Origin of the sequence: Dyadobacter sp. 32 (assembly GCF_902506755.1) — a bacterium.
Classification (GTDB): domain Bacteria; phylum Bacteroidota; class Bacteroidia; order Cytophagales; family Spirosomataceae; genus Dyadobacter.
The window spans coordinates 392,547-413,579 of sequence record NZ_LR735258.1 but is presented as its reverse complement, the minus strand read 5'-3'; the positions used below and the strand labels follow the sequence as shown (position 1 = coordinate 413,579).

Annotated in this window: 9 protein-coding genes; 3 read left to right on the top strand and 6 right to left on the bottom strand. The window is 47.2% G+C overall.

Annotated elements, in window-relative coordinates; translation table 11 throughout:
* Positions 1–65 precede the first annotated feature (65 nt).
* The 3 genes from DYADSP32_RS01525 to DYADSP32_RS01515 form a co-directional block, all read right to left on the bottom strand.
* Positions 66–5,792, bottom strand: coding sequence for a fibronectin type III domain-containing protein (locus tag DYADSP32_RS01525; RefSeq protein WP_149244347.1), 5,727 nt, complete (start codon positions 5,790–5,792; stop codon positions 66–68).
* A 72-nt stretch (positions 5,793–5,864) separates the two neighbouring features.
* The gene (locus tag DYADSP32_RS01520; protein WP_149244348.1) at positions 5,865–7,685 is read right to left on the bottom strand and encodes a hypothetical protein; all 1,821 of its coding nucleotides are present in this window, start codon (positions 7,683–7,685) and stop codon (positions 5,865–5,867) included.
* Between the two features lie 127 nt (positions 7,686–7,812).
* Positions 7,813–9,885: a SprB repeat-containing protein gene (locus tag DYADSP32_RS01515; RefSeq protein ID WP_149244349.1), complete on the bottom strand. Its 2,073-nt coding sequence runs from the start codon at positions 9,883–9,885 to the stop codon at positions 7,813–7,815.
* 155 nt (positions 9,886–10,040) lie between these two features.
* Here DYADSP32_RS01515 and DYADSP32_RS01510 point away from each other — a divergent pair, with 155 nt between their 5' ends.
* Positions 10,041–11,573 (top strand): IS1182 family transposase, encoded by a 1,533-nt coding sequence (locus DYADSP32_RS01510; RefSeq protein WP_149239755.1) that lies wholly within the window; start codon positions 10,041–10,043, stop codon positions 11,571–11,573.
* Between the two features lie 73 nt (positions 11,574–11,646).
* Here the strand turns inward: DYADSP32_RS01510 and DYADSP32_RS01505 are convergent, their stop codons facing one another.
* Both DYADSP32_RS01505 and DYADSP32_RS01500 read right to left on the bottom strand, forming a co-directional pair.
* The gene (locus DYADSP32_RS01505) at positions 11,647–16,686 is read right to left on the bottom strand and encodes a SprB repeat-containing protein (RefSeq protein ID WP_149244350.1); all 5,040 of its coding nucleotides are present in this window, start codon (positions 16,684–16,686) and stop codon (positions 11,647–11,649) included.
* A 21-nt stretch (positions 16,687–16,707) separates the two neighbouring features.
* Positions 16,708–17,967, bottom strand: a complete 1,260-nt coding sequence (locus DYADSP32_RS01500; protein WP_149244351.1) for a hypothetical protein — start codon at positions 17,965–17,967, stop codon at positions 16,708–16,710.
* Positions 17,968–18,886: 919 nt separating this feature from the next.
* On the opposite strand from DYADSP32_RS01500, the gene DYADSP32_RS01495 reads away from it, so the two are divergent.
* Complete coding sequence (locus DYADSP32_RS01495) at positions 18,887–19,921, top strand: phage integrase SAM-like domain-containing protein (RefSeq protein ID WP_414617428.1); 1,035 nt, start codon at positions 18,887–18,889, stop codon at positions 19,919–19,921.
* The gene (locus DYADSP32_RS01490; RefSeq protein WP_414617427.1) at positions 19,822–20,121 is read left to right on the top strand and encodes a site-specific integrase; all 300 of its coding nucleotides are present in this window, start codon (positions 19,822–19,824) and stop codon (positions 20,119–20,121) included. Before DYADSP32_RS01495 ends, DYADSP32_RS01490 begins: the two co-directional genes overlap by 100 nt.
* Before the next feature lie 65 nt (positions 20,122–20,186).
* Here the strand turns inward: DYADSP32_RS01490 and DYADSP32_RS01485 are convergent, their stop codons facing one another.
* The gene (locus tag DYADSP32_RS01485) at positions 20,187–20,687 is read right to left on the bottom strand and encodes an antirestriction protein ArdA (protein WP_414618143.1); all 501 of its coding nucleotides are present in this window, start codon (positions 20,685–20,687) and stop codon (positions 20,187–20,189) included.
* Positions 20,688–21,033 lie beyond the last annotated feature (346 nt).

Genomic DNA, 21,033 nt, shown 5'->3' with positions numbered 1-21,033 from the left:
TGTAAACATTTGTCTTAAAACTGCATGACTAAGTGCTCCGGAAACCGCCAAAACACTTCATGAAATCAATTTGCCGCGTTACTGCAACCAACGCACTCGGCATGGCCTTCCATCGCCATGACCTTGATTGAGGACCCGGAATTGATCGAAATTGTCTTCTCATCTCCGTTGCAATCCATATAGGTTATTTGTGCTTTTATCTCTCTGGAACGGGATCCATAAAACATATACTCCTTGCAGCACCGCGTCTGATTGTAGGTCGGAGAGCAGTTGTTTTCATCCCGGCTAAGCACCCCCGCACCCTGGGCGCAACCACCGGGCACAGTCATCCATCGGGGACTGGTGTCTTTGCCGGCACAGGGATCCGTTGGAGGTTCAGGTTGTGGCGGAATTGTTAACACATTCACGGTGTGGTATCCGGGCGCGCTCACACACGACAACCACTCACAGGTTACTGAAAATCGGGTATCTGAATTGATGGCCGTCGTAATTTCGGAAAAACCTGCTCCAATCCTGGTATTACTAGCGGCCGAAGAGCCTGCAGGTGACCAGCGGAACGTGCTTCCCTCAGAACATCCGGAGGCATTCAGCGTAAATTGTTCACCTTTCCAAACCTCGCTGGGGCCGGTGATGACTGGTGCGGCCAGATTACACTTCTCAACATGGATGGATAAACTCGCAGATTTGCTACAACCGTCGCCAGAGGTACATGTGGCATTAAATGTGAAGTTTTCACGAGGAGTATAATCTCCCGATCCGCTTTCCGACCATTGAAGCTGGCCCATTAAGCAGGACGCATCCACATGAACCGTGGCCCCTTCCTTCATATCAAAACTACCTCCGAAGACAGAAGAGCCGTTGATCGAAAACACCGGGCGCATCAGCAGGCATGGCGTTATCGTCGTTACATGCCCGGTGGCACTTGCCTCGGCTTGTCCACACTCATTTCGGACGGTACAGGTGGCGGTATAATCACCTCCGTGACTGACAAGCAGCCTGTTTCCCACGGTTCCGTCGCTCCATACAATTACCCCATCCGCACATCCCTTAGCCGTCAAAAAGGTTAGTTCTGAAAGATTATGCGTGATGTCATCCACAGCAATGTAAGGGGTGGAGGGAGGATTGCAGGGGGCGTTTTCCTGGTCAATCCTGATCGTTGCGGCCTCGCTGTCCCGGAATCCATCCTTTTTACAAACCGCCCAATATTCTCCGGCTCCTGTCCAGATTGAATTTCCGGTTGCACCGGTTGACCAGGTTACCGTTCCGTCACATCCGTCGGCATAGACCACCGTGTTTTCTCCTTGCTTCACAGGATTCCGGTCGGCCCGCATCGTGGGCCGGGAGGCCTGTGGCAGCTCGGTTGGGGTATTGTCCTGGTCAATTCTGATCGTTGCGGATTCACTATCGCGGAAACCATCTTTTTTACAAACCGCCCAATATTCTCCCGCTCCTGTCCAGATTGAATTGCCGGTTGCGCCGGTCGACCAGGTTACCGTTCCGTCACATCCATCGGCATAGACCACCGTGTTTTCGCCTTGCTTTACAGGATTCCGGTCGGCTCGCATCGTGGGCCGGGAGGCCTGTGGCAGCTCGGTTGGGGTATTGTCCTGGTCAATCCTGATCGTTGCGGCCTCGCTGTCACGGAATCCTTCTTTCTTGCAAACCGCCCAGTATTCTCCCGCTCCTGTCCAGATTGAATTTCCGGTTGCACCGGTTGACCAGGTTACCGTTCCGTCACACCCGTCGGCATACACCACCGTGTTTTCGCCAGGCTTTACAGGATTTTTATCGGCCCGCATCGTGGGCCGGGAGGCCTGGGGCAGTTCGGTTGGGGTATTTTCCTGGTCAATTCTGATCGTTGCGGCCTCACTGTCACGGAATCCATCCTTTTTACAAACCGCCCAATATTCTCCCGCTCCTGTCCAGATTGAATTGCCGGTTGCGCCGGTCGACCAGGTTACCGTTCCGTCACATCCATCGGCATAGACCACCGTGTTTTCGCCTTGCTTTACAGGATTCCGGTCGGCTCGCATCGTGGGCCGGGAAGCCTGTGGCAGTTCGGCTGGGGCGTTTTCCTGGTCAATCCTGATCGTTGCGGCCTCACTGTCACGGAATCCTTCTTTCTTGCAAACCGCCCAGTATTCTCCGGCTCCTGTCCAGATCGTATTGCCCGTTGCGCTGGTCGACCAGGTTACCGTTCCGTCACATCCGTCGGCATAGACCACCGTGTTTTCCCCGGGTCTTACAGGATTCCGGTCTGCCCGCATCGTGGGCCGGGAGGCCTGTGGCAGCTCGGTTGGGGTATTGTCCTGGTCAATCCTGATCGTTGCGGCCTCGCTGTCACGGAATCCTTCTTTCTTGCAAACCGCCCAGTATTCTCCTGCTCCCGTCCAAATTGAATTGCCCGTTGCGCTGGTCGACCAAGTTACCGTTCCGTCACATCCGTCGGCATAGACCACCGTGTTTTCCCCGGGTCTTACAGGATTCCGGTCTGCCCGCATCGTGGGCCGGGAGGCCTGTGGCAGCTCGGTTGGGGTATTGTCCTGGTCAATCCTGATCGTTGCGGCCTCGCTGTCACGGAATCCTTCTTTCTTGCAAACCGCCCAGTATTCTCCCGCTCCCGTCCAAATTGAATTGCCCGTTGCGCTGGTCGACCAAGTTACCGTTCCGTCACATCCGTCGGCATAGACCACCGTGTTTTCGCCGGGTCTTACAGGATTCCGGTCGGCTCGCATCGTGGGCCGGGAAGCCTGGGGCAGTTCGGCTGGGGTGTTGTCCTGGTCAATTCTGATCGTTGCGGCTTCACTTTCACGGAAACCATCTTTTTTACAAACCGCCCAATATTCTCCCGCTCCTGTCCAGATTGAATTGCCGGTTGCGCCGGTCGACCAGGTTACCGTTCCGTCACATCCATCGGCATAGACCACCGTGTTTTCGCCTTGCTTTACAGGATTCCGGTCGGCTCGCATCGTGGGCCGGGAAGCCTGTGGCAGTTCGGCTGGGGTGTTGTCCTGGTCAATTCTGATCGTTGCGGCTTCACTATCTCGGAATCCTTCCTTTTTACAGACTGCCCAATATTCACCGGCTCCTGTCCAGATCGTATTTCCCGTTGCGCCGGTCGACCAGGTTACCGTTCCGTCACATCCGTCGGCATAGACCACGGTGTTTTCCCCGGGTCTTACAGGATTTTTATCGGCCCGCATCGTGGGCCGGGAAGCCTGGGGCAGTTCGGTTGGGGTATTTTCCTGGTCAATTCTGATCGTTGCGGCCTCGCTATCACGGAAACCATCTTTTTTACAGACCGCCCAGTATTCTCCCGCTCCCGTCCAGATTGAATTGCCGGTTGCACCGGTTGACCAGGTTACCGTTCCGTCACACCCGTCGGCATAGACCACTGTGTTTTCGCCAGGCTTTACAGAATTTTTGTCTGCCCTAAGTTGCGGGGTCGCCGCTTTTAGCATGATCGCAGTTGCAGCTGATGCCCAGTCGGAATACCCTCTGTCATACCGGTTATGGGCAATCACCTGATAGTAATAGGTTACTGCTTCCGACAGATTACTATCATGGAAAGAAGTCGTATTTGCGGCTACCGTTCCCACCTGTTGCGCGTTGGAGAAGGACGAAGAAGTGGAACGAAGAATGATAAAACCATCTTCATTGTTGGCATTGTCCTGCCAGTGCAGGTTCAGACTGCTGGCTGTTGCCCCTGCAAACGCCAGATTCGACGGAGCACCGGGAGGGAAATACAGTACATTAACGGTGATGGACGCCACCGCTCCCTGGCAACCTGTTGCATCATTACGACAGATGGCATGATAGGTCGATGTGTTGGTCAGAGCCAGAGATGTCGCAGGTAGATCCTGCCAGATCAGACGTTCACCCGTTGCACAGTTACCACTCAGATTAACCCTATTGTTTCTGTCGACGGTATTGTTGACCGCGTCAGATAAAAGCAACGGAGCATTGGGTTCGGGGTGAACGGTAACGTTCTTTACCGTTTCGGGACTTAAACACCCGTTCAGGTTACAGCGCACGGCATAGGCATAGCTGGTAGACTGGTTTACCTGGAAATTTACATGCTGGCTTCTGCCATCATTTCCTGTTTGTACAAAACTTCCACTTCCAGGTGTTTTCCATTCGATTTGTCCCACACACTGGTCTGTAAGGAGTATGGTGTTTTCGTTTTCACAAAATGCATCTCTTTCCGCTGTAAGGGTAGGCTTTGGAAGTGATTCATAAACCGTAATTTTCAGGCTGTCGGAAACCGCGGCAATACAGTAATTATCCTGACACTTCACGGTATACGCCGTACTCACCAATGGCTTGACCGTTAAACTGGCTCCTGCAGCGCCCGTATTCCAGATCAGCTGTTTGCCTGTACATCCGGACGCGGTGAGGGTAACTGGAAAATCTTTACAGATACTCTGGCTGTAAACGCTGGTCGCCACAGCAGGCTTTTCGGCAAGGATGGCGTTGACCAGCAGTTCGCTGTTTTTAACACTGAAAATAAGTTCAGATCCCGTTGAAAGCGCATATTTGTTTGAACTAAAACTCCCCTTTTCGGTATCCTTCACAAATATCTCGTAGCGCTCATTGGCATACCGGAAGCTATATCTCAGCAGTGGCAAGTCCGATTTGGAAGGCGTCGTACCACACCATGGCAAACCGATTTCTCCGAGCATCGAAACGGTTACCTGACCGTTACAGGAAAAAGTAGCCGTCAGCTTACTAAGCGACATATCATATTTATTGATCTCATCGGTATACCCTTCCTTGAGCGTATACACATTTTCTGCCACCGCTTCACCTAACAAACCCGACGCATCCATAAACAAGTTTTTCCCGGGCGCCATCGCAAGAGCAGCACCAGACCGCAGTTTGAAAAAGCGGGGCAAGCGAAACTTAAAGCTCGGGAAAGCGACTCCCTGCCAGCTCTCTGCCGATACCTGGGCACAAGATGGAAGGTTCTCAGGGTTGCGCAGATTACTCAGATCAATCGTTGCCAGATCGTTATTACCAAAATGAAAACCCAGATCAGGATAATTGGTGGCATGGAAACCGGACGATACTTTGGCACTGATGAAAAGGTCTTTCCAGTCGGTAGCCATTTGCTTTTCAAAAGTCAGCAAGGGCATACTATCCTCAGACAAGCTCCCATCAGCAGTTTCTGTCTGAACAAGATTTTTCGCTTTCACAAAACCTGAAAGGGAAAAACCCTGGAAAGCACCGCAGGAAAACTGCATTTTGGAATCTGCTGCCAGGCCCATGAGCAGTTTATCGTTAAAGCCGGGTATACTGAATTCAGAAATTCCATCATTGCTCTCTCCTAATATTGGCAGATCTCCACGAAAACCGCTTTTACCAGAAACTGCTATATCCGAGGAGCCAAAATACAGATTGGTCTGTGAGCCGGGCAGATTAAAACGGCACCCAACAACCAGCGAAGCACCGTCGGGCAGAAATGACATCGACATCACCGTTATATCATAAGCATGCTGCTGAACGGTTACCCTGAAAATCACAGGCAGGCTTGTGATCTCTTTCATCGCCTCAGGAATATTTAACCCACTGTTTCCTACTTTGATGATGCGATGCTGCGAAGTAGCCTCCGTTATTGCGGCATCAATTGCCTGCCTGGAAGGCTGCGTGGCAACGGGCAGCAAATCATAGGCAGCCGTATTTCTGTCAGAATGTAAAGCAGGCATCTCCAGTGGCAAGCCAGCTAAAACACATTGTACACAGCCTAAAAAAGTAACGGCAAAACAACTGATGAAGCGTAATAATTTTCTCATTTTAAAATTTGTATATCAGGTTATCCTGTGTGTATTGAGCCCTTTTTTTGAACGAACCAGGTTTCTGCAAGTTCATAAAACCGAAAAAGTATAAACCAGCCCCAGCGTAGCGGTGAATTCATTGAAAGAAGGAATGGATCTTTCGGTGCTCACATTGCTGCGGTTGAGGTAGATAATGTTGGTGTTCAGATTGAGTTGTTTGGTGAGTCCCGCACTTACGCCTGCCCTGGCGTTGAGCATTTTTTGAACGACATCCCGCGGGAGCTCATCGGTCATTTTACCCGAGGTATAGGTTACATTGGCCTGGGTTTTCCACTGCACGCCGGTTTCACTTCCAAAGCCTTTGGAAATACCCAGTGACGGCCCCCACTGCGTGCCCCTGATACCGGCGATGTCACTTTTGCTATAATAAACGGAGAGTGTTGTGTTGAGCTTGAATGGTTTGATACCGTAGCTATAATCCAGTGAGGTGTTGCTCAGGTTGTTTTTAATCTGCTGGCTTCCCTGCTGGTCACTGCCCCGCTGCATGACGATGTTGAGCCCCAGGTTTTGGGTGATTGCCTTGTTTTTAGTTGGCAGGGAGATCGTTACCCCTCCCTGAATATTCTGGTTGATCTGACGGAAGTTGAGTGTGTCCAGTACCTGATAAGGCGTTACCTGTTTGAGGTAGTCATACACGGGCCGCAGATTCGAAAAGCTTGTAAAATTAGAATAGCTCAGCATCAGCTGTGCCCACTCTGCCGGTACGTAGGTCACATTGGCTGCACCCACCCAGCGTTTCAATGTTTTCAGTTTTTGCTTCTGGACATTATCCTGCTGTAAGCCGATGTTGGTGCTCACATTAAGTTTACCTTGTAAAAACTGACTGGCGAGTTTTCCGGAATAGGTTTGCAGGTCATTGGCGAAATAGTAGGCTCCCAGCGTGCGGTAACCAGGATCAATCCTGCTGTATTCCAGTCCTGCATTAAAGCCTTTGCCCCGGTAAGTAAGTCCGCTTTTTATGGCCTTTTTATAATCGGTTGAACTCTTTGGAGTCAGTGTACCAAAGTAGCTGTTGAATAAACTGGATGATATCCCCTCACCTTGGGCCCTGATGTCCTGGCTCAGACCGGACACGGCAATTTCGGCGTCCAGTACCCATTTCTTCTGTAATACTTTGGCCCCTTTCAGCGAAACAACCGCATTCTGTTCCGGTGCAATGTGATAAGCATCGAGTGTGTAAGGCAACGAAGTCAGCAAGTCTTTTGCTGTGAAAAAGATAATTTCAGCCTTGTCTTCCTTCTTTCTGTATCCCACCTGGAATCCCATTCCTTGTCTTTTGTAGGAGGGTATATTATTTCGGAAAGACGCATCGGAGGTTTCAAAGCTGCTGTCAACCCGCACTGCCCGGCGAAGATTTCCCAGCATCAACCCAAAATAAAACGGTTTTTCTTTTGGCTTGTATTCCAGCCCTATCCCGTCGTAACGGTGTCCGGCCAGCGTGAATGGCGAAAAGTTCAGCGATACCACCCCGGCATGAAGTGTAAACCCTTTGTAGGTGGGTTTGAAGACGAACCGGTTGAAGGGCTGCATAAACTGGTGTTTTTTATCGAAGGGATGCGACCAGTTGATGTTCTGGTTGGACAGGCTGAACATGACCGGCATTTTGATCTTGCCAAAAAGATCCACGTTCAGATTACCTGTAAAAAGCGTGTTAAAGGGTATGTTACGTCCTTCTATACCATTTGCACTGTAATACACGAAATTGGCCCCTGCCATACCAGAAACCTTGATGCCTTTTTTTAGAGCATCTTTTGCTGAAACATTTTTCAGGTCTTTTATTTTTTCCAGGTCCTGAGCCACCAGGAGCACCGGCAGCGACAAAAGCAGCAGGGTTTGTAAAATTTTATGCATAGACCTAATATTAATTTTCTTTACCAATAAGATTTTTGGAACTCGCAACAGCTGTCTTCAAATGCCTTCATGCCCAGTCCCATCCTCCATTTTCCTTCCTCCTTCCTTCCCTTTCCTCCTTCAACCCCTAATTCATCAGCAGTACCCGTTTATAGAGCACAGCCTTGCCTGCCTGAATGGTGATCAGATACACCTCCTGCACGAAATTCTTCAGGTCTACCTCGAAAACATATTCCTTCAGCCCCTTCTTCTCTTCTCTCAATACCACCTTGTTAGTGGTGGAGCTGGCCATGGTCATCACCACATCCGTTGTTTTGGTAAGCTTTACCGTGACTGTAAACTTCCCAAAGTTCGGATTGGGGTATACGACCATTTCCTGGATCAGGTTCAGGTCCTGATAATGCAGGCTGGAATCGGTTTTGTCTATATCTTCCTTATTGAAAATCTTGATCTGCCGGGTCACAGTATTGATACAGTCCCCTTTCCTGGCGGTCATCTTAATGTTGTAAGTCCCATCTTCAATGATTGCGTAGGCAACTTTATCATGCTGTTTGGTAATCGTTTGCGCCTGTGCAGGTAGCTCCCAGGTGATCTGATCAGGTGTAGGCCGGGAGATATCGAGAGCCGTAATCGTATCACCCACAAAAGCCTGAACAGTCATCAGAAAATCTGCCTTCAGGGCATTGGTGCTGTTTAAGAGCGTATATTCCTTACTTGTTGTGCACCCCGTTTTGGTGGTGATCAACACTCTGTAAGTTCCAGGCTCGACTGCTGTAAGCTTTTGACCATTACGAGAACCTGGGATTTCTATATCCTTATAAAACCACTGCACCTGCATACCAGGGTTGCCCGCATCCAGGATCACTTCCTGCCCTTTACAAACGGGTTCGGATGCAGGGAAAACAACTGCATTGATCTTTTCGGATGCGGCAATATCGGCCATGGCAAAGGAAATACACCCGTTGGCATCTATAGCATTCAGGATATACCTTCCGGGTGCAAGGCCATTATAATGCCATACATCGTTGTCCACAACAGGCTTTGCTGAGATGGTGGGAGCGACCACGGCATAAGGGGCAGTTCCTCCTGACAGCGCAAGTGCCACACTGGCGCTGTTCTCCCCTGCACACAAGGGCGACTTCCAGCTCAACTGGCTTTGCAGCGGTTTAGGCCACACCAGCCGGACCGCTTCTACGTCATCTTCACAACCTTTGCGGTCGACCACCTTGAAGGCATATTCAGACTGGGTTAGTCCTTCGAAAACATTTGTCTTTTGCTGGGAGGCATTGTCTTTCCAGTAAACATAACCGCCATTTCCACCTGCGGCTTTCAAATTAATCCGGCCGTTCTGGTCTCCTGCACAGAGCGGATCTGTTTTTTGTACCAGGCTCAGATCAAGAAGTTCAGGCTGGGTGATCGTCAGGGTGGTAGTCTGTTCACAGGAGTTTGCATCCTTCACCCGGAAGCGGTAAGATCCGGCAGCAAGGTTGGTAAACGTGCTGTCGCTGTAATATTGAAGCGCGTCCTGAGAATAGGTGTAACCGGGCGTACCCCCTTTCGCCAGAATACGGATACTACCGTTTTTCTCGCCGTAGCACCGCACCGTGTCCAGGTTCATGGCTAATAAACTTATCTGGGTTGGTTGAACCAGGGTTACAGCTTTACTCAGAACACAGCCTTTGGCATCTTTTATCCTGATCTGGTAATCGTTTGCTGTGAGATTGGTAAAACTACCACTTTCGGTGAATGCCCGATCTTCTATGGAATATACATATTGAGGTGTGGCGCCTGAGCCACTTACTTCAATACGGCCTGTCTGATCACCAAAGCATTTATTATTGGTCGCTGTAAATGTACCGCTAAGCGCCGTGGGCTGCTCCAGCAGAATACTCAGCTTGTCAACACAGCCGTTCTGGTCTTTGATATCCACCGGGTAAGTCCCCGCTATCAATTTTTCAAAGGTAAACCTGCTATTTACCGGGCTCAGCGTCTGACCGGCCAATAGAGCTTTGTAACCCGGTGTGCCTCCTTTAACATCCACATGGATTGTTCCGTTGGCGTCAGAAAAACAAAGAGGCATCACCGTTGAGAAAGTAGACTCTATTTTTGCAGGCCATTTAAGGTCGACCGACGGCATGGTGGCGCTGCAACCTTTACGATCAGCAACATTAATGTTGTAGGTTGACTGAGTAAGTCCCATAAACTGATCCGAGGACTGACCGGTATTATTGAGGCTGTCTCAAAAAGGCAGTCTCTTTATTTTTTGAGAGGTATAAATTTTCTATTTTTTACGCAAACAATCTTTTGCATACTCGCTTGATTTTCTTATCTTTAGGTATAGAAAATAACGGAGATATGTCATCAAAACGGCCTACTTTCAAGCGTTACGATCAGCAGCAGATTATGCTGCTCCCCCCAAGTTTAGAAGAATTAGTTCCAAAGGATCATCCTGTTCGTGTTGTCAACGATGTGATTAACAGGATAAATATCGCACCGCTTAATGCAGCGTATCAAACAAAAGGAACTTCAAGTTATCATCCTCAGATGCTACTCAAGGTGCTGGTTTACGGCTATGTGAGCAATATTTATTCAAGTAGGAAATTAGAGGCCGCCTGTAAAGAGAGCGTTTACTTTATGTGGGTGAGTGGCATGAACTTCCCTGATCATAACACTATCAACAGATTCAGAGGGGTGCGATTGAAAGATGCTTTGCGAAGTATATTCGAGGAAGTGGTCCTGTTATTAGCTCAGGAAGGGCTTCTAAGTATTGAGGAAGTATATACTGATGGCACCAAAATCGAGGCCAACGCCAACCGATACACCTTTGTCTGGAAAAAAGCGATCCTGAGCAATAAGGAGAAAATGAAGAAGCAGCTGACCCAGATCTGGGAATATGCCCAGAGTCTTAATGATGGAGATGATCTTCCAGATCCACCTGATTTTACTACCATTGATAAAGAAAAGGTACAAGACACAGTCAATAAGCTCAATGAAGTACTAGGCAAAAAGGAAAATATCGACAAAAAGTTAAAAGCAAAACTTAACTATGTTACCAAAAACTATCCTACTAATATTGCCCGTTATGAAGCACAGGAGGCAATTTTAGGAGATCGAAACAGCTTCAGTAAGACGGATCCCGACGCTACCTTTATGAGACTAAAGGAGGATCATATGCGCAACGGTACCTTAAAACCGGCCTTCAACGTGCAAATATCAAGCTCCAATCAATACATCGTCAATTATACAATACACCCCAATCCGACCGACACCACTACATTCACGGATCATATCGCACAGCATGAAAAAAGCTTTGGAGTTGCCCCCAAAACGGTTACAGCAGATGCTGGATATGGGTCACAAGAGAATTATACCTTGCTAGAAAGCAAAGGGGTTACTGCTTATGTGAAGTATGGCATGTTTGACAAACAGCAAAGCTCAAACTTTAACAAAAAGCATCCATTCAGTGCAAACAAGCTGTTTTACAATGAAAAGAGCGATTGCTATATCTGCCCCATGGGTCAGCAAATGAATTATATCGGTGATAGCCACAGAAGAACCAGCACTGGCTTTATACAAACATCCAGAAAATACCAGGCTAAGAATTGTCACGCTTGCCCATTAAACGGAGCCTGTCATAAGTCAAAAGGCGACAGAATTATTCAGGTAAACGTGGAGCTAGAACGTCAAAAAAAGCAAGCTCACAATCTACTCAACAGCGAAGATGGAATTGCCCATCGGAAGAAGCGATGTCATGATGTTGAGCCCATCTTCGGAAACATCAAAGAGAACCATCGGTTCCGAAGATTTATGCTCCGTGGTAACGAAAAAGTTGCAATAGAGTGGGGTTTGATTGCAATAGCTCAAAATATAAGAAAGAAAGCGGCCTAAAATGCCCGGAAAATCGCGTCTCTTCGAGAAAATGGTCTAAAAAACCCGACTTCATCGTTCCTGAAAAAATATATCAATCAAATTCGGTAAAAAACCGAAAAGACCGCCTCAATACTTTTGAGACGGCCTCATTCCCCCCGTTACCTCCTTTTGCCAGTACCTTAATGTTTCCGTCTTTCCCTTCATAACAAAGCGGATCCTGTTTGGATGCAAAGGCGAGTTCGAGCAGTTGCGGCTGTGTAAGTGAGATACTGGCCGTTTTCAGACAGCCTTTGGCATCCTTTGCATAAAACTGATAGGTTCCTGCGGCAAGGTTCGAAAACTTGGAATCTGGCAAATAATCTGTGCCGTTGATTGAGTACTGATAAGCAGGTGTACCGCCGCCGGCAACCACATTGATCATCCCGTTCGACTCGCCAAAACACCTGACCGTATCCTGATACATGGGTACAATGGTCAGTAGAGGCGGCTGCACCACGGCGATATCCTGGGTGCTGACACATCCGTTGGCATCTTTCACATAAGCCTTGTAGTTATTGGCAGGCAGTGTTTCGAATTTGCCCGAAGACACGTAGCTGCTGCCATCAATTGAAAAAACGTAAGCCGGTGTCCCGCCATCTCCGAACAATTCCAGCCCGCCGGTTTTATCCCCGTTGCAGTCGTTGTCCTTTTTGGTGAAGCTGCTGGTCAGTTTAGTTGGCTCAACAAGGGTCGTGCGAAGACTGTCCAGACAGCCCATCCGGTTTTTTACATACAAGCGGTAAGTCCCGATTGTAAGTCCAGAGAAAGTTCCGTCAGCGGTGAAAGCACTGTTGTTGATCGCATAGGTAAACGGCCCCATATTATTGTCTCCCTTGATGGTGATCGAGCCGCTGTTACCTCCATAGCAAAGTACGTTCTGGCGTGAGGCGATCTGCATATCCGCACGGTTTTGCTCTTTAATTTCGATGCCTATCGCTGTTTTACAGCTCAGAGGAGAATCCTGCACCACCAGATTGTATACGTTGGGATGAAGGTTGGCAAAACTTCTGTTGGCTGAAAACCCGCCGCCGTTCAGTGAGAGCTGATAGTTCCCGTTTCCGCCAGTGATGTTTGTCACGGTCAGGTTGGCTACCGGGGTCGCGCAGCTGACGGGGTCAATGCTGTAATCGGCCTTGATACTGTTTGGAAGACGCAGGTCTACTTCCTTTTTATAAGAGCAGAGCTCATCGGCTACGGTCACCAGATATGTCCCGTTCAAAAGGCCGCTGAAAGTAGAGTTGGCAAAGAAACTGTTTTGTGAGCTGATGCTGTACTGATACGGGGGACGCCCGCCGCTGGCATTGATCACGCTGATGCTTCCATCTTCACTTGTGCAGCTGGAAGGAAGGGTCTTGCTGATATCATAACGGATATTGGTGCTCTTTGGAATAATGGTCACCGGATAATCCATGATGCACCCTGACTGGTCACGGGCCGTAACGGTATAGTCTCCGGCCATCAGGTTTTCAAACAGACCTGTGGTATTTGTAACGGGACTGATTGTATTGAATTTAAAATCAGATCCGGCAAGTGTGTACGAGAAGTTTCCGTTTGAACCCTGAGCCCCTACCAGCGCCTCCCCTTTGGTATAATATTCACAGTCAACATCCTTTTTGCTCAGAAGCGTTACAACGATACCGGTCGGCTGGGTAAGCGTCACAACAGGCATGGTAAAAGTACAGTTGTTGGCGTCCTTACCATGGATGGTATACGTACCGGCTGCAAGCCCGGAGAATACTTCTGACCCCTGAAAAGTGGTATTGTCCAGGGAAACCTGGTACGGAGCGGTTCCTCCTGCATTTTTCACTTCAATCCTTCCGATATTTTCGCTGTTACAGGTCAGGCTCGTCTGTGAGGCCAGCGATATTTTGTAGGGCTGGCCCGGCTGGGTGACCTGGGCGGTAACGCCTTTGCTGCAGCCATTGGCATCTTTGACAAGAAAACGGAATGCAGTTGCCCCTAAACCTGAGAAGCCAGCGGATGGCTGATAAGAAAGTGAGTCTTTCGAGTACACATAAGGGGATACACCACCGGATGCGGCAAGCTGAACACTTCCGTCATTACCACCGTAACATTTTACTGCTGTTTGCGAAGCAACCGAGATCAGAAGATCAGTAGGTTGGGTAAGCGTGACCGTGTTGGTTTGTTTCACGCAGCCATTGGCATCCTTCACCCATATTTTATAAGTCCCGATGACCAGAGAGCCAAAATTGGCAGCGGTCTGATAGGCAGTTCCGTCAACAGAATACTGATAGGGGCTCGTTCCACCTGCCGAGCTGGCCTGAACTATCCCGCTGTTTCCATTGTAACACAGCACCTGACTACCCGCTGTGCTGCTCACGATCAGATCCGTAGGTTGGGTGATGGAAGCGTTAATCGTTCTCACACAACTGTTGGCATCTTTCACCGAGAAGACATAGTCACCTGCGACAAGGCCTGCAAAAGCCCCTGTTGCCTGAAAGTTGACAGCGTCTTTGGAATAGCTGTAAGCACCGGTTCCTCCGCTTGCAGAAACGGTTACCGTTCCGTCATTGCCTGAAAAACATTTTACTTCTGATTTTGTGATTAACGGGATAATTTGTGTTGCCTGGGCGACAATTACCGGGGCTGAAACCTTTTTACAGCCATTGATATCGCTCACTGTAACCTGGTAGCTGCCCGCAGTCAGACTGGTGAATGTAGATGCGGTTATAAAGTTGGTTCCGTCAATGGCATATTTCAGTTGGCCTGTTCCTCCACTGGCCGTGGCTGTAACCTGTCCGTTATTTCCGCCATAACAGCTTACCGTGCCGCTGTTGCTTGCAGTTACGATGATATCCGCACCTTGCAGGATTTCACCTGACACTGTCGCTTTGCAGCCGTTGGCATCTTTAAGTGTCAGGGTAAGCGCACCTGCCGGCAAACTCGAAAACGTTGATGATGTCTGAAACGTAGTCCCGTCTTTTGAAAAACCGTAGGGGAAGGTTCCGCCTGTACCTGATAGGGTCAGTGAGCCGGTGCTGGCTCCATAACAGCTCACGTCTGTTTTGCTGAAAACGGTAAGCGCAACAGTGGCCGGCTGGGTGAGTGCAACAATGGCGGATTCTTTCACGCAGCCACTGGCATCCTTTACCCATATTTTGTAATTGCCTGCCGCAAGACCGGCAAATACATTGGATGTCCCGTACAGGGTGCCATTGATCGAATACTGGTAGGGTCCTGTGCCTCCGCTGCCAAGGGCTTCAATGCTGCCGTCGCTGAGCGCATTACAGGAAATACCTTTTTGCACGGCTGAAATAGTCAGTTCAGTGGGTTGACTGATGGTGACATTCGTGCTTGCCGAGCACACATTGTCTTTGACCACTACCTTATAAGTCCCGGCGGTAAGACCGGTAAAGGTACTTGACGCTTGATATGTAACCCCGTTGTCTACGGAAAACTGTAACGTCCCGCTCACCACAGAACCGGCCGTACTTATACTGACAGCACCGTTGTTACCTGAAAAGCAAGTCACATTCTGCTTGCTCAGTACACCGATGATGAGTTTACTGCTGGTTCTGATCGTATCTTTAACCGTTCCCAAACAGTCATTATCGTCTTTTACCGAGAATACATATGGACCGGAAGCCAGCCCGGTGAACTCATTGCTGTTTTGAAAAGCCACGCCATCCACAGAATAAGTGTAAGGCCCGGTTCCGCCTGCCGCCAGTAGCTTAACAGAGGCATTCGATGCCGTTGCACAGGTTTCATCTGTTTTGGAAGCTATTGAAACGGAAAGAGCAGAAGAGGCTCCTATTGTGGCCGTGCCGGTGGCCACACAGCCCGAAGCATCACGGACTTTGACTGAATAAGTCCCGGCGGCAAGGCCGGAAAAAACATTACTGGCAGCATATGCACCGGTTCCCAATGCATATTGCAGAGGGGCAAGCCCTCCGGTGACATTCACAGTAATTTTGCCTGTGTTTCCGCTGCTGCACGCCACAGGGGTTGGTACCGGGTTTACTACCAAATCGGCAGCTACCTTAAATAACTGACGCGTGTATAAAACGCCGTCTACCAGAACGCTCACCCACTGGTCACCAGAGCTCATTCCGGTCCAGGAAACAGGTGTGCTGTAGTCCAGCCCCGCTGCTGAGCCGGGTGTAAGCACGCCGCTGCTTGCACTGTATTCGACGAAACGTCGCAATTCCTCAACCAGAACATTGTCAATATAAGCCCGGTAATAGACGCCATCATAGGTTATTTTGTATTTGGATAAAGGCGTTGCAGTTTTAGGGATTTTATTTATAACTCCTCCCAAGGCGGCCTTGTCTACATCAGCGCCTCCGTTTCCGATATTTCTGAATGCCATGGCTTTGAAGCCAAAGGAAAGGTCGTTACCCGGGTTTATACCTCCATGCTGGTATTCAAGGACAATGGGTATCTGCCCTGAAAAGTGCGTGTTGCTTTCCAGCTTTAACGGTGTGTTACTGGTTATGGATCCATTGGGGTTTATCGTATATGCTGGTGTGCCCGGAAAGCCATTGAAATTGATATCGTAGCCACCTGGATTAATACCTGTTGGGCCGTTGGTTAAGGGTGCACCATTGATGGAAAAGGTTCCGTTTGTCTCAGGACTGAAGATATAGTAATTGACCAGGCCATGCGAGTCTATATTAACTGGTGCACATTTCCCGATAGCAACGGGCGTGGACAGTTTTGAATAAGGGGGAGTTTGATCATTAGGGCCTATTCCATTGCCTGGATGACCGGTACCAGGGGGAGCTTCCACATACACATAGTCATCCTTAACCACTTGCTGAAAAGGGATACTTCCGCAGTCGTCCGTAACCTTGAAAACATCACCTGGCTTCATCAGTCCATACTCTATTTCGAAGGACCAGTAATCCGATGTAATAAAAAAAGTTTTCGATGAATATATCTCGACATTATTGACAAATAAATGAATGGTAGACGCAGTGATGCAACTGGATTGGTACACGGACAAAAACCTGTCTGTATACTTGATAGGGTTCATGAAAAGCTTGTTCTGAGCCAGGGCGGCCTGCGAAAGCAGTAAAACAAGCAGGCATAATCCACCTTTCAGCAAAAAAGAATAGTATCGTTTTTTCATATCTTTAATCTGCACTGATAATTATTCAACTACTTTCAATAAATCATCCAGCGCTACATCGTAAAGCTGCTGGCCGTTGTCTGATAAGAATAACACTCTGGCTTTGTAAGCACCTGCTTTGATTGCAGAGGGTAGCTCAAAACTCAGCTGTTTACCATCATAAATCCCGTTCTGATTGTGTTGTTTACCGTCTGCGGTAAGCTCCAATTGATAAAATCTGGTGGACAGTTTATCAAATTTTAAAGCCGAGAAAACAATAGCAGAGCCTGGTTTATAGCCGGAAGCTGTATACTGTGTGTATTTCACAAACGGCAGGTCACGGTCGTAAATACGGACTGCTTGACCAAGTACTGATCCTGTTATTGATTCATTGACATTGAGCAGTGAAATCGTGTAGTTACCAGGCACGATTGTTTTTGCCGGCACAAATGAGAGTTTTCCCGATTCCTTAGCAGCTGCCGCAAGTAAATAGCTGTTGTGCTCACCTGCCATTTTTAGCTTGTATTCGTAGGAAGCGGGATCAATGTAATTACCGGCGACTACGATACTATCGCCCTGAAGAACATTAAAGGATTTTACGGTTGAAATCGTTGGGGCGGCAGTCCGGACCATCAGCTTTTTCGATGATTTTGCTTCGAGACCGTTTTTTACAACACGTATTGTGTACAGGCCAGGTTTGAGGTCCGCAGGAATACCTACATCAATTTTCGTAGAATCTATCAGATGCGAACTGGCAGCGACCGACTGATTGTTTTCCGCGAGACAATAAACCTTCAATCCAAGGTCAAAACTGCCAAATTCCAGCCCAAACACTGTTATTTTCTCTCCTGCCCTGACCGTGTCCCGGGAAAAGCTGCTGATCACCGGACTGCTCTGTTTTCCGGAAACTACTACAACTTCGTAAACTTTTTTCGATCCGTTTGCGGCAGTCACGGTATAGAATATATGTCTAGAAAAATTTTGAGAAATTCTACCCTCGGGTACCACTGTCGCCATATCACTGAGTTGAATTTCGGCAGTAAGATTAGCCAGAATTGTACCGTATGGAACCGTGATGCTGATCAGGCCATTGCTGTGATCTATTGATACAGAAGCGCTTGATACCGAATTAAGACTAAATGAGAGGATTTGATTATCTGCGCTTACTTCCTTAGGCTCCTTGCAGCCAGAAACGATAAGTAGAAGAAGGTAAGATAAAAAGACAACAATCTTAATACGCCTGACACTAATGTCAGCTGTACAGACATTGCCCGATCCAGCAGGTCGGAAAAGTATTTTCAAGCAGAGGGCGGTTTATGGTTTTTGATGAACTACAATCAGTGTCGGATTTACCCAATTTTCTTCTGAGACGTCAAATACATTTAGCGGTCACAAAATATTTCTACATTTTTTGTCATCAAAAATGAGTTGTGCTGTATATCAAATGTTTAGCTAAAAAATATGACACTACGGATCTGGTTACAAGGTTTGGAAGAAGCGCAGTTTCGTTAACCAATATGAAGTAAAAACTTCCTTAATCACTCGCTTGTAGCGATCTGAATTCGTAAATTTGAAATGGAATCAGAATAATCCAAAGTCGAGCATTCCATCTGGTAACCTATTCGGTGACCTGGAATTGAAAGAGAGCTGTTTATAAGACAGTTAGACCTATATGATAATCCCAGCGGGATCACTAATTGCCCGTCTGGCAAGTTAGCATATCCATCAACTTCTAGTGCTGTCCATAAGCTGTAGTTGACTAGTGGTTCGATCTCTTCGAATATCTAAGTTTATTGTTAAAAGCCAGACTAAAACTTCAGGTATGTTTTCTGATTTTATCAAAATTTCGTATTTTTGTTTAGAAAATTTGAATGAGTATCTAAGGGAGAAAATTCGGTTCTCCTAGGAAGTTGAAAGAGCTTAACTTATTGATTTATAAATAATTACGAATTAAGTCCCGTCCAGACCGCCAAAAACAATATCAAAATACGTTAAAAGCCTGTAAATTAAATATTTACAGGCTTTTTTGTTTCCCGAAAAACACCAAAATATTCAAATTTTCGCAAACTTTGGGGAGCATTCCGGTGAGCAAAATGAAGTTGAGAAAAGTGCTCACCAAAAATAGAGGTAACTATCTATATTACAGCTGGTTTACCTCATAAAAATCTTGATTTTCTGGTCGCTGCAATCGTATTTTTATTCACTTAAAAAGCGTATTGTTATGCTAGGCAAAAACTTTAATCTGCTCTTCTATTTAAAGAAGCGCGTCAACTATGTAGAAGGAGAACTTCCTGTCTATCTCCAAATTTCTGTTACAGGTACCCGTGCCGAAATGGCCATTGGTCGTAAATGTGACCCTGAAAAATGGAACAAGGTCTTATGCCGAAAGATTGGAATGAAATCAGATGTCAGAGAATTCAACGCTTATCTCGATGGGATTCAGGCCAAGGTTTACGAGATACATCGAAGATTGGTCGATAAGGGCGAGGATTTTTCTGCTGAAAATGTTCGTGATGTTCTTTCCGGTGTGTCAGCCCGTTCCAAAATGATACTTGAAGTTTTTGCAGATCACAATCAAAAAATCAAGCAATTGATCGGTAAAGGGTTTTCAGCAAGCACGGTAACTAAGTACAAAACCTGCTACGATCATACTTCAGAATTTATTAAAAACAAGTACGGGAAAAACGATCTGGATATTCAGAAATTAAACTATGAATTCATTTCCGAGTACGAATTCTGGCTAAAAAGTCAAAAGTCTTGTGCGCACAACACGGTTATGAAGTACCTGACAAACCTTAAGAAGATCGTGATGATCTGTGTAAAGAATGGCTGGCCGGATAGAGATCCTTTCAGTAACTACAAAATGACCAGACAAAATATAAACCGATCTGCTCTAACCGAAATCGAACTGGAAAGCATTGCCCAAAAGGATTTAGAAAATGAAAGGTTGAACCAGGTGCGGGATGTGTTTTTATTCTGCTGCTTTACCGGCCTGGCTTACATTGATGTTTATAAGCTTAGACGTCAACAGATCATTGAAGGTGTCAATGGAGAAATGTGGTTGGTCGTTAACCGGCAGAAAACGGATTCACAATCCAGGATTCCTGTGTTGCCACTGGCGCTTCAAATTCTGGACAAATATTCCGATCACCCGCAATGCGTGGTTTCGGCAGATTACTTCCGGTTTTGTCAAATCAAAAAACGAACGCTTATCTCAAAGAGATTGCTGAGCTATGCCGGATCAACAAGCATCTGACATTTCATTTGGCTAGGCATACTTTCGCAACGACAGTAACTCTGACCAATGGTGTCCCAATAGAAAGTGTTTCAAAAATGCTTAGTCACACAAGTATTAAAACGACTCAGATTTACGCCAAGATTGTGGACCGAAAAATCAGCGACGATATGAACACTTTGAAGTCGAAGCTTGGCTTGTATTCTTCGAAGGTGACTTAGCAACTCCTGGAAAATCAAAAATTTTAAAAGGTCTGACACCCAACGGAATCAGACCTTTTTTGATACTACTGGTCAAGGAAGATATGACCATCGCTGTAACCTTCCAGAAAAAGGTCCCTGCTGTAAACCGCATAATCAAAATACCTTTCCAGTATTTCAGGTACGTCTGAAAGCATTCCGGTATCTTCGATGTATTGGTAGGCAAACTCAATCTTCGCGCCCTTAATTACGCCTCCAAAATATCCCTGATAGCTTTCATTAAAACCTTCAAGAAGTTCATCGCAATCCATTCCGTTACCAGGCCAAGAGGCGATGTTACTACTATATAATTCAAATGCTTCCGCACCCTCACTACTCATTTCAGCAATCGCATCAAAATATTTGTAGGTGTCTTCATGTAGCCAGCTTTCCGAGATCAGGAAATTCGGAATATATTCCCAGTCCTGGAACATCAGCTCGGGACGGCAGCCGTCGCTGAGGAATTCATTTCTGTGAAACTCGTAGCAGGCTTTGTAAAACTCCTCCCGATCTGAATAGTCGCTCAGATCCATCCATTCGCCGAACAGCGATCCGTTGTTTACGTATCAACTAGTTGCGTAGTTAAATCTGGATCAACAGGATCGTTACTACTTTTCTTGCAGGAAAGGATAAAAATAGGGATCAGTAGAAAAAGGATTTGCTTGATCAAGGGAAAAGGGCGGCTTATTTAATCCACCAATATACCAAAATTCATTCTCGATGACTCAACCACCGCAGTTCAAAGTTTATTGGTCACAGTATTCTCGCTATCTCTGGCTTATCACTCATACTTCCCAATACGTTAAGCGAGAACATGTAACCAACTCTCTTTATTACACTTACAACACATATCAAAAATTTGTATGATAAAATGAAATATTATAATATACCTTT